Source organism: Salsuginibacillus halophilus (genome assembly GCF_003014715.1).
Lineage (GTDB): Bacteria > Bacillota > Bacilli > Bacillales > Marinococcaceae > Salsuginibacillus > Salsuginibacillus halophilus.
In genome coordinates this window covers 157,924-171,528 of record NZ_PYAV01000006.1, presented here as the reverse complement: position 1 = coordinate 171,528, position 13,605 = coordinate 157,924, and the positions used below count along the sequence as shown (strand labels likewise).

At 45.3% G+C, this 13,605-nt stretch carries 9 protein-coding genes; 8 read left to right on the top strand and 1 reads right to left on the bottom strand.

Going from position 1 to position 13,605, the window contains the following annotated elements; all coding sequences use genetic code 11:
- Positions 1 to 112: 112 nt before the first annotated feature.
- From B0H94_RS07105 to B0H94_RS07085, 5 genes are all read left to right on the top strand, one after another.
- Positions 113 to 1,678, top strand: a complete 1,566-nt coding sequence (locus B0H94_RS07105) for a BCCT family transporter (RefSeq protein WP_106588567.1) — start codon at positions 113 to 115, stop codon at positions 1,676 to 1,678.
- A gap of 222 nt (positions 1,679 to 1,900) precedes the next feature.
- Entirely contained in the window at positions 1,901 to 3,685 is a 1,785-nt protein-coding gene (locus tag B0H94_RS07100; RefSeq protein WP_106588566.1) for a M3 family oligoendopeptidase, read from the top strand.
- An 818-nt stretch (positions 3,686 to 4,503) separates the two neighbouring features.
- Positions 4,504 to 4,776, top strand: a complete 273-nt coding sequence (locus B0H94_RS07095) for a DUF5327 family protein (RefSeq protein WP_106588565.1) — start codon at positions 4,504 to 4,506, stop codon at positions 4,774 to 4,776.
- Between the two features lie 18 nt (positions 4,777 to 4,794).
- Entirely contained in the window at positions 4,795 to 5,166 is a 372-nt protein-coding gene (locus B0H94_RS07090) for a DUF423 domain-containing protein (protein WP_106588564.1), read from the top strand.
- Positions 5,167 to 5,238: 72 nt separating this feature from the next.
- Positions 5,239 to 6,537: a Zn-dependent hydrolase gene (locus tag B0H94_RS07085; protein ID WP_245893928.1), complete on the top strand. Its 1,299-nt coding sequence runs from the start codon at positions 5,239 to 5,241 to the stop codon at positions 6,535 to 6,537.
- An 81-nt stretch (positions 6,538 to 6,618) separates the two neighbouring features.
- On the opposite strand, the gene B0H94_RS07080 is transcribed toward B0H94_RS07085, so the two are convergent.
- The gene (locus B0H94_RS07080) at positions 6,619 to 7,440 is read right to left on the bottom strand and encodes a DUF368 domain-containing protein (RefSeq protein ID WP_106588563.1); all 822 of its coding nucleotides are present in this window, start codon (positions 7,438 to 7,440) and stop codon (positions 6,619 to 6,621) included.
- Positions 7,441 to 7,865: 425 nt separating this feature from the next.
- On the opposite strand from B0H94_RS07080, the gene B0H94_RS07075 reads away from it, so the two are divergent.
- From B0H94_RS07075 to B0H94_RS07065, 3 genes are all read left to right on the top strand, one after another.
- On the top strand, positions 7,866 to 9,545 hold the full coding sequence (locus tag B0H94_RS07075; RefSeq protein WP_106588562.1) for a methyl-accepting chemotaxis protein: 1,680 nt from the start codon (positions 7,866 to 7,868) through the stop codon (positions 9,543 to 9,545).
- 513 nt (positions 9,546 to 10,058) lie between these two features.
- Positions 10,059 to 11,495, top strand: coding sequence for a PTS mannitol transporter subunit IIBC (locus B0H94_RS07070; protein ID WP_106588561.1), 1,437 nt, complete (start codon positions 10,059 to 10,061; stop codon positions 11,493 to 11,495).
- Between the two features lie 18 nt (positions 11,496 to 11,513).
- On the top strand, positions 11,514 to 13,592 hold the full coding sequence (locus tag B0H94_RS07065) for a BglG family transcription antiterminator (protein ID WP_106588560.1): 2,079 nt from the start codon (positions 11,514 to 11,516) through the stop codon (positions 13,590 to 13,592).
- The last annotated feature ends 13 nt before the right edge of the window (positions 13,593 to 13,605 follow it).

Genomic DNA, 13,605 nt, shown 5'->3' with positions numbered 1-13,605 from the left:
GTGTGAGTAGGTATGAAGCTTTACAGTAATGGCTGGGCTGTGTTGTTACAAAACCGTCCAGGTGGTATCGTTTTGATGTGCAAATAAGCTATTCACGTGAAGGGAGATATTCATGGACCGAAAAATTATGGATTGGCCGACGTTTATCGGAGCGCTTCTCGTGTTATTCAGCGTTGCCGTGCCGCTCGTTTTGTTCCCGGACTTTGGGGATGAAATGGTTACAGCGGCCAATACCTTTGTGACCGAATCATTTGGTAACCTCTATTTACTCATTGGTATGGTGTTACTTGTATTTCTACTTTATATTGCTTTCAGCCGATATGGACGAATCGTTCTTGGAAGTAAAGAGTCTAAACCGGAATTTAACACGCTCACCTGGGCAGGCATGTTGTTTGCAGCAGGGATTGGCTCAAGCGTTCTTTACTGGGGCACAATCGAATGGGCATTTTATTATCAAGGACCGCCGTTTGGTGCTGAACCTGGTTCAAATGAAGCTATTGAGTGGGCGACTACTTACGGCTTATTCCACTGGGGACCAATTGCCTGGGCGATTTACTGTTTGCCGGCCCTGCCAATTGCATACTTCTTCTATGTGCGCCGCCGCTCTGTCCTTAAAGTAAGTGAGGCGTGCCGCCCGATTTTAAAAGGATACACAGATGGACCGGTAGGTAAACTTGTTGATGTATTATTTATGATTGGTTTGCTTGGTGGTGCGGGTACGACGATGGGTCTTGCAACCCCACTCATCGGTGAAGGGGTTTCCTACTTTACCGGAATTGAGCCAGGTATGGGCCTTTATGTCATCGTCCTGCTCGGTTGTACAGCCATTTTCGCAATTAGTTCTTATACCGGGCTGCGCCGCGGGATCCGTCATTTAAGTAACATTAACTTATGGCTTTCGTTCATTTTGCTAGGTTTCATTCTCGTTGTTGGACCGACGCTTTTTATTACGGATACAATGGTAAACAGCGTTGGTCGACTGCTCGATAACTTCTTTCAAATGGCGATGTGGACAGAACCATTCAAAGACTTTGCCAACTTTGAATCAACAGGATTCCCAGAAGCCTGGACCATTTTTTATTGGGCATGGTGGCTTGTGTACGCACCGTTTGTCGGTTTGTTCGTTGCACGTATCTCTAAGGGACGGACAATTCGCGAGATGGTACTAGGCACGCTCGTTTATGGCACGATCGGCTGTTTGTTGTACTTCGGAATTCTTGGTAACTTCGGTTTGTATCTTGAGCTTACCGGTCAGTACTCACCGGTTGATACGCTGAACAATGTAGGTACGGAAGCTGCAATCATTGGTACGGTTGCCCAAATGCCGTTAAGTCCAGTTTTTGTCGGGATCTTTGTTGTCCTTGCGATCATCTTTTTGGCAACAACATTTGACTCTGGTTCCTATATTCTTGCATCGGTATGTCAAAACTATATCGATGATGAGCCGGAGCGTTGGAACCGTCTATTCTGGGCAGTTGTTATGGCACTGCCGTCTATGGTGTTATTGTTAATCGGTGGAGGAACGCTTGATACCCTGCAAACCGCAAGTATTGTTGCAGGCTTTCCGCTCATATTTATTATGACGATGCTTGCCTTCTCCTTTACAAAAGCAATTAAAGAAGATATGCCGAAGTCGTTCGGGTCAAAGTATTATATTTACCGTGAAGATATGGATTAACATCCGAAGACGCCTGTACCAGTAAGCTGGTGCAGGCGTTTTTTTAGGTCCTTCCACCAGATACCCCTGACTTAACAAGTTCGGGAAAAGGACCTGCTTTCACTAAACAAGTGCAATAGCGACTCAAAAATTTCAGAAATATTTTACATATACCTTTCGCAAGCCTGAACTTCGTGATATGCTCGTTTTGTTTAGTGTTACGAAATAAAGGAGTGGATATAAGTGATCAAATCAACTTCATTAACGTGGGATTTAGAGCCGATATTCTCAGGTGGAAGCACGTCAGCAGAATTGCAAACTTTTGTGGAACAGCTGCGTACAGAACTCAACCAACTTGAAACAGACATACAGACACACGGTACACCAGCATCGCCAGAGGAGGCAGGGGACTGGACCGCTTCTTATCTCAAACTGCAGCGCGCTGCATCAAAACTCGAGGAAGCGCGCTCATTTGTGAACGCTGTCATTAGTGCTGACGTGAATGATGAATACGCAAAACAGTGGCAGGCTTCTCTAAAGCAAACGAGTACGAAAATAAGTGCGCTTATAACGACGATGGAAGCGCAAATTTTACAAATGGACGATCGTACATGGCAGGCCGTGCTTGAACATCCCGATACTGCTGGTTTAACTTTTCCGCTTGAAGAGCAGCGGACAAAAGCGAAAGAGAAAATGGATGCTGAAGCTGAACAGCTTGCATCATCCTTGGCCCAGGATGGTTACGCCGGATGGAGTGAAATGTATAACACCTTGGTTGGCCGGATGAAGATTCCTTGGAATGGTGAAAATCTTTCCGTCGGTCAAGCTCAAAATCAAATGGAGACAAGTGACCGTACCGTACGAGAAAACATGCATAAAGCTTGGGAAGAAGCATGGGACGAGCAGGGGAGTGTATTTGCAGAAACCTTAAACCACCTTGCTGGCTTTCGTTTAAATTTATATGAAAAGCGGGGCTGGACGAACGTTTTAAAAGAGCCGTTAATGATTAACCGAATGGAAGAAAAAACCCTTGATGCGATGTGGGAGGCAATTGAAGAGCTGAAGCCGAAGTTACTGCCGTTTATGGATGAAAAAGCACGTTTAATTGGGGTCGATGCGCTTGCCTGGCATGATGTACATGCGCCGCTTGGCGAAATCGAACAAATCGTTCCATTTGATGAAGCGGCAGAAGCGATTACCGCGCAGTTTCGTGAAGTAAGTCCAAAACTTGCTGATTTTACAAAGCATGCTTTTGAAAATCATTGGATCGAAGCAGAAGATCGCCCTGGTAAACGCCCTGGCGGTTTTTGCACACGCTTTCCGGAAACAGGTGAAACGCGCATCTTTATGACCTACGGTGGCACACCATCCAATGTACAGACCCTTGCTCATGAGCTTGGTCACGCGTATCATCAGGAAGCAATGCAGGGGGTGTCTTATTTCTCTACCCGTTACGCCATGAACGTAGCTGAAACAGCTTCAACGTTTGCTGAACAAATCGTGGCTGAATCTGCAGTAAATGAGGCAGAAAATGAAGCTGAAAAACTTGCGCTGTTGAACACAAAAATCAGCCGGGGTCTTGCGTTCTTTATGAATCTGCACGCTCGTTTCTTATTTGAAAAGCGGTTTTATGAACAGCGCAAAAACGGCTGGCTCACAGCAGATCAGTTGAATCATTTAATGCAGGAAGCACAAGAGGAAGCGTACTGTGGTCAGCTTGCGTCTTACAGTCCAACGTTCTGGTCCTCTAAGCTGCACTTTCATATGACCGGCGTGCCGTTTTATAACTTCCCGTACACGTTTGGCTACTTGTTCAGCCTTGGGATTTATCAACGAGCCAAGGAAGAAGGACCAGCATTTGAAGATCAGTATATTGCGCTTTTGCGTGATACAGCATCGATGCCGGTGGAAGAGCTCGCCTGGAAGCATCTGCATGCTGATATTACGAAAAAGGAATTTTGGAAAGAAGCAGCTGCCCCGCTTTTGGAAGACGTTGAGCAGTTTTTACAGTTATCACAAAAGCAGTAGTAGAGAGAGAAAGGGGCTGTCCCAGAAGATATACTCGCTTTCACTAATGGCACAAATGCGACATCGACTCAATCAGCGCTTACGCTTCATTTCGTCGTGTCTGCTTTGCCGCCGGATAGCGTATCAGCTTGCGCGTGAAAAACCTGTTCATTGCGGCGTCTTCCCAGTGGTGTCTAAAGGAATTGAGCGTAAATACAAAACCATCGTGATGTATAGTTGAAGCTTAAGACGATTCGTTTGCGAAAGCAGTCCCTCTTCAAGGTGACTGTATTACGGTTGTCATTACGGCTTTACAACGCCTGTCTTGTTTAAAGAATGATCTTAAGATTTGGCGTTTTCACCTATGTGAGCCGATTTTGTAATGACGTTTCATCAGCAATAAAACGAACAAGTTAGCTGAAGCCAAGCCCTCGGGAAAGCGCCCGTCTGAGAGTGAAGGTTACGTTCATTGTTCGATTTTATCCTCTTATAACGAGTGATGACATTTATTCATGTAGATATCGCTTGATAAAAAAACATTTCTGCAATTCATGACCATCAAATAACGCAAGGCTGACGATCATCGGCGGCGATGCCTAAGCAGAACAACGAATGAGAGAATCCCGCAGGTAGTGATCTTCTGCCGAGGAAGTTGAGGCCGTATCCGAGGCAAGCGTCCGCTGAAAAGCGAGGTGAACTCCGCTTTTTTAAAGTTTGTCTACAATCTGGAAACCGGGAGTATTCCCGGTTTTTTGTTATGTCAACGGTTTGCCTTTGGCAAGAAGTGCAATGATGCGCTATAGTAGAACGTAGTGTTAGAAAGAAGGAGGATACTGCGCATGGAAATTCCTGCAGCCCGCGTTGTTGATTATATGAAACGAGAACTTGCTTCCCTCGAGCAGGCGGTACAAGTGAGTGACGATCAAACCGCCCGTGAAAAGGCAAAGCAGTTACAGCTGTACTGTGAGCTTTTGCAAGAAGAAGCCCCACAGCAGCAAATACAGCCTTCGCAGTTTCAACCAGCACCACAGCCGCCTGTACAGTCACAGCCGGCGCCTGCGCCACAACGTGCAGAAGTTCCTAAGGCTGAAGGCAATTTACTCGAGTTTTAACGAAAGCAGGTGATGGACATGGCAAAATTGCTGCTTATTTTAGGTGCAATTAATGCTGCGATCGTTGTAGGTATTGGAGCATTTGGTGCTCACGGGCTTGAAGGCCGGATTAGTGAGCGTATGATTGAAAATTACCAAACAGGTGTGCAGTACCATATGTTTCATGCAGCAGGCATCCTTGCTGTAGGATTTGCTGCGTTGTATATGGGAGGTTCTGCGTTATTTGCATGGGCCGGCGGTGTTATGATGTTCGGCATTATATTTTTTGCTGGAAGCCTCTATACAATGGCGCTGACCGGGCAGACGTGGCTCGGGGCGGTGACACCGATTGGCGGCGTGGCGTTTATTGCCGGCTGGATCTTATTTGTGATCGGTGTTTTAAAAGCATAACTTCTATTTACAAGCAGCGCACCCGGTATGAATCGCGGGTGCATTTTCGTATCTTGAAAGGGGACCATGTTAATGACAATGACATTCAGCCAGGCACGTTTAGAAGAAACATACAAGCAGTGTCAGGATGATGAAAATCTTGATCCAAAACAGCTTGCAGACCGGATTGCCAAGTTAGCCGAAATCGGCTGGACGGAGAATGGCGGCATATCACGGTTCGTCTATACAAATGAGGAGAAGCAGGCGAAAGCATTATTCCGAAGCTGGATGGAAAATACCGGAATGTCTGTACGTGAAGATGATGTTGGAAATATGTTTGGACGGATTGAAGGAAAAACAGATGGCCCTGTTCTCATGACCGGCTCACATTTAGATACAGTGCCGGACGGTGGTGCGTTTGACGGTGCGCTCGGCTGTTTAAGTTCTTTAATGGCGCTCGAGAGTCTGCTTGCAGAAGGATTTACATTTTCACAGCCGGTAGAGCTTGTCGTCATGGTGGATGAAGAAGGTACCCGTTTTGGTAATGGGTTGTTCGGCAGTCGGGTGATGCTCGGTGAAGTGACAGAAGCAGAAGTGCGCCATGCTTTGGATGAAGACGGAGTTACGCTGCAAGAAGCGATGGATTCACAAGGGTTTACACTAAACGGTATGGCAGAAAGCTTTTATCCGCCGGAACATATAAAAGCCTTTTTGGAGCTTCATATAGAACAAGGCACAACGCTTGAGCAGGCAAAAAAACCTGTCGGGGTGGTTTCTGGTATTGCCGGACCGTCCTGGCATGAATGTAGTTTTTATGGCGAAACCGATCATGCCGGCAATACGCCGATGACAGACCGTCGTGATGCTTTTGCTGCATTAAGCGAGCTCGCTCTTGAACTTGAGAAACTACCAGCAGCACAAAATGATACGGCTGTGGCTACGATTGGGAAAGTACAGCTTCATCCGAATGGATCAAATGTCATTGCCGGTCAAGCTGATGCGGTTCTTGACATACGTGATGTTTCAGAAAGTGCCCGCGATGCAGTGATCGATGCGGCGCGTCAAAAGGCATATGAAATTGCAGAGCGCCGAGGCCTTCAAATGAACTGGCATGAACAGCTGCGCGTTGCACCGGTCCTCGTTCCGGAAAAAGTACAGCAAGCCGTGCGCACCGGTGCTGAGAGCGCAGGCATTTCACATATGCCTGTGATTAGTGGTGCGGCCCATGATGCAATGAACTTTGGAAAATATACGAATGCCGGTATGATTTTTGTACCAAGTGTTGCAGGTAAAAGTCATACGCCAGAAGAGTTTACGCATTTACATGATGCTTTTCATGGAACTATTGCTATGCGCGAGGCGTTAAGAGCGTTGAATGATGCAGATTTGTAAGTGATGTTCCACGTGAAACAACGAAAAAACTCCCCCTCTTTGGTGTTTCACGTGAAATACCAAAGAGGGGGAGTTTCATTTTTAAGAGGAATGTTCAATCCTTCCAAGCAGCCCAGCGGCAATTAATCCAGCTAAAAAGGTAAGCAGGCTGATCCCGATGCTGAAAGGGTCATCTGCCCATCCAGGGAACATTAAAAATATCGAGCCGATCACAAAACCGATTAACAGTGCGTAAGTAGCAAAGTGATAATGGTGTAAAAAGAAATGAATAATTTTACTCATGATTCCAATCCCGATCAGTACACCAACACCGACAACCGCGATGACTGTGAAATTAAACGAAGCTACAGCTTCAATGATTGTCCAGTATATACCGAGAATCATAAACATTAACGATCCGCTGAAGCCTGGGATGATCATTGCTGAGCTTGCAATCCAGCCGCCGAAAAACAGCAGTGCGTATTCCTGCATGCCAAGGGAGGTGAGCACAGGACCATCACCGCCTTCTGCAGGATTCGGAAGGACGAAAGCTAAAAATGCGGCGCCTCCGAGAAGCAGCGCGTAATGACGGAATGTAAAGTGCTCACGAGCCCCCACATGACGTAGTAAAAATGGAATAACTCCTACAATTAAACCAAGAAAGAAAAACATCGTAGGTACTGGGTGATTGTTGTTTAAGTAATTAAACACTTGGCTGAAAGAAAAAATCGCCAAAAGCATGCCTAAGGCAAGTGGTCCAATAAATAATAATGAACGTAAGGCAAAACGTGTAAAAAGTTGATTAATTGATAAAATTAGACGATCGTAAATGCCGAGCACAACCGCCATCGTCCCACCGCTGACTCCGGGAATCAAATCACCGATCCCCATTACAATCCCTCTAGGTATGTTTTTCCATTCCATATATCGAAACTCCTTATCTCCTGCTTAAAACGACGAATCCCAGTCTCATTGATCATACGCCTCCAGCCTCCTCAGTGTAAAGTGAAGGAAGGAGGAGTCAAATAGATCCTATGATATTTTTTACAAAATAAAGAAGAAAAATTACTCGTTAACAATGCTTAACGCTTGTCCCTCCAATAGCCGGAAAACCGTGCTTAAACGATACTTATGAAATCACCTTTCAAAATACTACCTTTCAATATACAAGTTGAAGGTTCATTTCCTTTATTATACAAAAGCTACTCAAATAATTTACAAGGTTTTTGCGTGATAATCAATTTCAGTTGCAATTCTCCTAAGTTAGGAGTAAACTATTTTTACTAGGAATTTTGTACGTTTTTTGATTTTATATTTTATATGTAATCCAAAAGGAGGGTTTTGCGGAATTGAAAGTTACACTTCGAAAAAAACTGCTGGCAGGCTTTATTGGCTTAAGTGCAGTATTTGCCATTGCAATCATTACAGCTATTATTAGTTTGCAGGTCACCACGAATTCATATGACTATTTAATTGAAGAAATTGATGAACTACATGATACGGGAAGCGATATCGGGACTTATGTTGCACAACGCAGCAGTAATTTGCGAGGATACTTATTAACGGATGAAGAAGAACAGCTTGAAAACCTTGGCGACGCACATGAAAGCGTGACAGGAGAACTAGAACGTGCTGTGTTTTTAAGCTTTAATGAAGAAACAGACGAATGGATTGCAGAACTTGAAGCTGCAAACGAAGCTTATTATGATACAGCTGTTGCGGCGCTTGATATGGATGGAGAAGAAGCCATTGATTATGCCATGGGTGAAGTCATTCCACTTGGTCGTGAAATGCGGACAGACGTGCAGGAACTAAACGCATACTTAAGCGATCTTGTTGCATCTGAAGCTGAAGCGACAGAACAACAAGCTTCCAATGCAGCTGTTATTGTAATGGCAATCGGCGTTGGTGCACTACTCATCGCAATTATTATTGGCATTCTTCTTTCCAACAGTATTTCACGTCCGATTGCAGCACTTGCAGGGTCGGCACGACACCTGGCTCAAGGAAACTTACAAGTTGAGCAGCAACATATCAAAAATAAAGATGAAGTCGGTGAATTAAACGCAGCTTTTCGTGAAATGACCGAGAATTTGAAAGGTATCATCGGTACAGTGAATGAAAATGCTGAACAAGTTGCAGCTTCTTCTGAACAGCTTTCAAGTAGTGCTGATGAAACGTCTAAAGCAACCAATCAAATTACAGAGTCCATTCAAGAAGTAGCAAATGGTGCTGATACGCAGCTTTCAAGCGTTCAATCTTCAAAAGAGCTTGTCAGCCGTTTTAATGAAGGCATGACTCATGTAGAAAACCAGATGAATGGTGTGAGTGAAGCTGTACAACAAACGGAAAAGCGGGCAGAAAGCGGAAGCGGTGTCGTGCATCAAGCTGTGCAGCAAATGCAGACGATCCACGGTAAAACTGAAGATATTTCTGCTTCAATCGAAGACTTAAGGCAGAAATCCAAGCGAGTTGATGACATTATTTCTTTAATTACAAACATTGCAGAACAGACGAACCTGCTTGCGTTAAACGCAGCCATTGAGGCGGCTCGCGCGGGCGAAAGTGGAAAAGGTTTTGCCGTTGTTGCTGGTGAAGTCCGAAAGCTTGCTGAGCAATCAAACGCATCTGCCGGGGAAATCAGTGAGCTTGTTCAAGATATTCAAGCAAGCGTTGCATATTCAGAGCAGGCAATGTCAGAAGGTCAGCAGTCCGTTAATGATGGCATCACATTTGTCAATGAAGCAGGCGGTGAGTTTAACGCCATTTCAAAAGCAGTGGCGGATGTGACAAGCCAGGTAGCGGATGTGCGTTCTGAAATCCAGGAAATGGCTCAAGGCACAACGCAGCTCGATGATGCTATGCAGGAATCGGGACAGGTAGCTGAATCATCGGCAAGTTACGCTCAAAGTGTTGCAGCTTCAGCCGAAGAACAGATGGCTTCGATGGAAGAGATTACAGCAGCAGCAAATACGCTCGCACGTATGGCAGAAGAGCTACAAGGCGAAGCGAGGAAGTTTTCTTTATAAATGTCAGGATGGTAGAGATCACTTTGATCAAGCAACATCTACATGAATCAATTTCAGCATGACGCTTCATGAGCGATCAAAACGAACCATATAACTTGGAAATAATTACATTATGTAAATTGAAGAGTAACCGAAACGAAAGACGGCGACTCCCAGAGGATCAAGCGCAGCCTGAAGATCCACTTGTTCAAATGGAAATGATTCGAACAAGTTAGCTGAAGGCAAGCCCTCGGGAAAGCGTCCGTCGGTAGTGTTGGTTACGTTCATTGTTCGATTTTATCCTCTTAATAGGACAGCTCGCGGAGCTTGGGCTGTAATCTTTGCGTAGATTTTAGCTTTTGTACTTTATCGACAGTATTAGACCGTCCTAACCAGGGCGGTCTTTTTTGGTCGTTTATACGTTTTTATAGTTTTGTCATAAAAAGGTGTGACGAAATTGTGATTACCTTTCATTGAGACAGTTGTGACAGCGCTTTATTATGAAATTAACAAGAAACGAAAGGGGACGTATTGATGAGCGCTGAAGCAACGGAGCAAAAGTCAGGCGGTTTTAAGGCAAAAGTGCAGACGTTAGGTAGTTATTTAAGCGGTATGATTATGCCTAACATTGCAGCTTTTATTGCATGGGGGTTTATAACAGCTTTATTTATTGAGGATGGCTGGCTGCCAAATGAAGGGTTCGCCCAGCTGGTTGATCCGATGATTAACTACCTTCTCCCGATTTTAATTGCTTTTACAGGTGGTCGGATGGTTCACGGACTGCGCGGGGGTGTGATCGGTGCAACAGCCGTCATGGGTGTTATTGTCGGGGCAGATATCCCGATGTTTCTTGGTGCCATGGTGATGGGTCCACTTGGCGGTTATCTTATGAAATTAATCGATAAATTCTTTGAAGATAAAATCCCATCAGGTTTTGAAATGTTGATCAACAACTTTACCGGAGGTTTTCTAGGCCTTTTCCTCGCATTGTTCGGGAATGCAGCTGTAGGTCCCGTCGTAAGCGGTTTAACGAATACGCTCGCCGCTGGTGTTCAGTGGTTAGTTAACCTTGGTTTGTTACCTTTAACCAGCATTATTATCGAGCCGGCAAAAGTCTTGTTTTTAAACAATGCGATTAATCACGGTATTTTAAGTCCACTCGGTGCCTCTGAAGCTTCTGAAATGGGAAGTTCAATTTTGTTTATGCTTGAAACCAACCCTGGACCGGGTCTTGGTGTGCTGCTTGCATTTATCGTTTTCGGTTCAAAGCTCGCGAAAGGCTCGGCAGCTGGTGCATCAGTCATTCATTTTGTTGGTGGTATTCATGAAATTTATTTTCCTTACATCTTGATGAAGCCGATGCTTTTGCTTGCTGTGATCGGCGGCGGCATGAGTGGCGTGTTCACTTTCGTTATTTTTGATGTAGGGCTGGCTGCAGTACCATCGCCAGGAAGCATTATAGCTTATGCGCTTATGACGCCGCAGGGCGATCATTTTGGTGTAATGGCAGGTATTTTCGTAGCGACAGCTGTATCTTTTCTAATTTCGGCAGTCATCTTAAAAACGACAGGGACAAATGAGGAAAACCTGGATGAAGCAACAACGAAAATGGAAGCGATGAAAGGGAAAGAAAGCAGTGCTGCTGAACATTTACGATCACAGACGCGTGAAGATGTAAGTTCGTTAGCGGATGTAGAAAAAATTGTATTTGCATGTGATGCCGGTATGGGATCATCGGCGATGGGGGCGTCAGTTCTTCGTAAAAAAGTAAAGCAGGCTGGACTGGATGTTGAAGTGATCAACACTTCAATTTCACAAATTCCGGATGATGCAGATTTGATTGTGACGCATCAAGATTTAACTGAGCGCGCTGAACAACAGCAGCCGGATAAACATCACGTTTCAGTAGAAAACTTTATGAAAAGTGAACGTTATGATGAAATTGTGGAAGAAATTAAGGAGAATAAATAACTTACAGGGAGCTGGGTGATGCACATGTACTTGTCCGCCCGCGAACGGCAGATGTTGTCGTTTTTGCTAGCTTCTCAAGAAGGGATCAAAGTGAAAGAGCTTGCGGATCGGCTGCAAGTAAGTGTCCGCACGATTCACCGTGATCTCCCCGGCGTTGAAGACACATTAAGTTCATTTCAGCTTGAGCTTAATAAGCAGAGTAATTCAGGCTTACAGATTGCTGGTGAAGCTGAAAACATTAACAAGTTGCAGCAGGAGTTAAATAAACACGAGCCGGTGGAGTATTCTCGGGATGAACGCATGGATAATTTACTGCAGCGTCTTTTGCAGGCACATGAACCAATTAAGCTTTATTCGCTGGCAAAAGAGCTTGGGGTAACCATTGCTACAGTCAGCAGTGACTTAAATAAACTTGAAAGCCAGCTGCTTGATCACGATTTAGCTTTAACCCGCCGGCGGGGGTACGGTATTATCGTTGAAGGCTCTGAAGTGAAAAAACGGTATGCGCTGCGCAAGCTTTTAGCTGCGCAAGGCAGTGAGGAAGCGTTGCTATTGTGGCTGGAGGAGTGGACGGATGAGGAAGATGCTTTCTACCCAGCTGCTGCCCAGCTGCTCCACGTTATAAAGCCTGAGGTATTGAAGGAAGTGCTCTACAGTCTCCGGGAAGCTCAAAAAATGCAGCAGGAATCGATCACAGATGCTTCTTACGCCGGATTAATAATTCACCTCGGTTTAGCTGTTGCCCGCATACAGCAAGGAGAAAAGATCGATATTGATGATGCTGCGTTCTTAGAGCTCTCGCATCAAAAAGAGTATGAAACGGCGCAGGTGATTTCACAGCAGCTTGAACAACGCTTAAACCTTCAAATGCCGAAAGCAGAAGCAGCTTACGTGACGATGCACCTGCTCGGCGCAAAGCAAGTGGAAGCAGCATTTAGTGAAGAAGAGCAGACGTTGGTCCTCCGACGTAAAATAAATTCTTTTTTACAGCACATCGAAGCTGAATGGCAAGTGCCGTTAATGAAAGACCGCACCTTACACAATGACCTGCTGACCCATATAAAACCGGCGCTCTATCGTATTCAACAAGGAATGAGTATCTATAATCCGATGCTAGAAACCATTCAAGATCAATACCCTGCGCTGTATGAAAGTGTTGCACGTCACGGCCCTGAAGCATTTTCAACAGCACTTCCTCCTGAAGAAATCGGCTTTTTAGTTATGCATATCTGGCCCGCGATGGAACGGATAAAGCCACAGCAGAAGCTGCACGCTTTAGTCGTCTGCTCCAGTGGTCTTGGTACGTCGAAGATGCTTGCTGCCCGATTGCAGCAGGAAATCCCGGAAATCGGGAAGGTATCGTTAGCTTCAGTACTTGAGATCGAGCAGGGAAATGTGCCGCATGCAGACCTTGTCGTCTCTACTGTGCCGTTAAAGCATGCAAAGAAAGCTTTTGTAGTAACGCCTTTTTTATCAGAGGAAGAAGCAGTGCGCATTCACGAAGCGGTGCAAAAAAGTACAGAGGAACAGCCAACTGCTGTTTTAAAAGAGACAGAGTCAAGGAAAAAGCGTGCAGCTGATATGGCTGGCGTGGAACAGTTAAGTGCTGCCATTCAAACAATATTAAAAAACTTCACTGTCGAGCTGGCGCCGGCCTCGTCCGCTTTAGCAGATGTGCTTTGTGAAATCTGCCGCCGCCAGGAAGTGAAAGGGAGTGTTCAGCAGGCAGGCCAGGTACAAAAGGAGCTGCTTGCACGGCAGGAGATTGGGGGACTTGCTATACCTGGTACAAATGTGGCTTTGTTTCATACACGCAGTGCGCACGTCGATGAGCCGGTATTTACGGTGTATGACTTACAAGAGCCGCTTGAGCTTGAAGGTATGGATAGGCAGCCTGCGAAAGTAAATCGCTTACTTGTCATGCTTGCACCTAAAGTCTGGCATGAATACGGGCCGGAATTAATGAGCTTTATTAGTACATTAATTATTGAAAACGAGGAGCAGGTACGACTGTTTGAAACCGGACAAGAAGAAACATTGTATCATTTATTAGAACGTCGGTTTCGGTCTTACTTGATCGAACAACTTGAAGAATGAGGAGCGAATAGAT

What these genes read in the sequence shown, in the direction of transcription:
- B0H94_RS07105 (WP_106588567.1), top strand. Translation starts at nt 113, where the DNA reads ATGGACCGAAAAATTATGGATTGGCCGACGTTTATCGGAGCGCTTCTC.
- B0H94_RS07095 (WP_106588565.1), top strand. Translation starts at nt 4,504, where the DNA reads ATGGAAATTCCTGCAGCCCGCGTTGTTGATTATATGAAACGAGAACTT.
- B0H94_RS07090 (WP_106588564.1), top strand. Translation starts at nt 4,795, where the DNA reads ATGGCAAAATTGCTGCTTATTTTAGGTGCAATTAATGCTGCGATCGTT.
- B0H94_RS07085 (WP_245893928.1), top strand. Translation starts at nt 5,239, where the DNA reads ATGACAATGACATTCAGCCAGGCACGTTTAGAAGAAACATACAAGCAG.
- B0H94_RS07080 (WP_106588563.1), bottom strand. Translation starts at nt 7,440, where the DNA reads ATGGAATGGAAAAACATACCTAGAGGGATTGTAATGGGGATCGGTGAT.
- B0H94_RS07070 (WP_106588561.1), top strand. Translation starts at nt 10,059, where the DNA reads ATGAGCGCTGAAGCAACGGAGCAAAAGTCAGGCGGTTTTAAGGCAAAA.
- B0H94_RS07065 (WP_106588560.1), top strand. Translation starts at nt 11,514, where the DNA reads ATGCACATGTACTTGTCCGCCCGCGAACGGCAGATGTTGTCGTTTTTG.